General features: G+C 64.1%; 1 protein-coding gene. It reads left to right on the plus strand.

Annotated features, from left to right (window positions below):
* Positions 1 to 77: 77 nt before the first annotated feature.
* A partial coding sequence (locus EYR15_RS16890; protein WP_165455538.1) for an FkbM family methyltransferase occupies positions 78 to 908 on the plus strand: 831 nt, incomplete at its 3' end.

Below are 908 nucleotides of genomic sequence, written 5' to 3' on the forward strand. Positions count from 1 at the left end.
TGACGTTGTTTGTTCAGACGCCGCGCAACGACGATGCGATCGCGACATTCGGGCCCTACAGGCGGCACCTCAATGCATTGACCGGCCGAGGAACGAACATCCAGAGGCGGCTTTCCCGTGGCGGCCTCGCCAATTACGAGCCGGATTTACAAGCGGCGCTGCTTGCGCTTGCGCAGTCCCCTCGGCAGCGGGTGTTTTTCGATGTGGGCGCGCATATCGGCTTCTTTGCCGGACTCTTGTCGGCGGTCTACCGCGGCAACGGCCTGCAGACTTATGCCTTCGAGCCGACGCCATCGACCTTCGGCCGCGCCTTGAAATTCCGCGACAAGAACGCGTTTGGCTACATGCTGACGCCGTGCGCCGTCTCGAACGAACCCGGCGAAACGCAGCTTTTCCTCTCGACGAAGGCGGAGACGTCGAACTCGCTGAACGCCGGCTTCCGCCCAGGCTCGACCGCAGTCACCGTCCGCTGCGAGACGATCGACGGCCTGGTGGCGGCTGGCGCGCCGCCGCCCACATTGATGAAGATCGACGTCGAGACCTTTGAACCGCAGGTCATCCTTGGGGCGCGCGCGACCATAACGCGCTCCAAGCCATGGATAACGTGTGAGTTCCTCTCCGGTACGGACGACGCCCTGCTCGATCAGGCGCTGAGCTTCCTTGAAGAACAAGGCTACGGCTTCTACCAGATTGTTCGCGAGGGCCCCTGGGAGCGCCTAGACAAGTCCGGGGTGATCGCGCGGCGAAGCAGCGCCGCGGGCTCGCGCGACTGGCTGGTCGCGCCGAAACCCCCCTCCCACGCCTTCTACACGCGGTACGCAGCTTGGCGAACAGCCATCGACGAATGCGGGGCGTCGAGCAACATGACGGTCGATGACAAAGCAACGCGCAAGCGGCTGACCGCACGC

Source organism: Hansschlegelia quercus (genome assembly GCF_004310425.1).
In the GTDB taxonomy this organism is placed as follows: Bacteria; Pseudomonadota; Alphaproteobacteria; order Rhizobiales; family Methylopilaceae; genus Methylopila; species Methylopila quercus.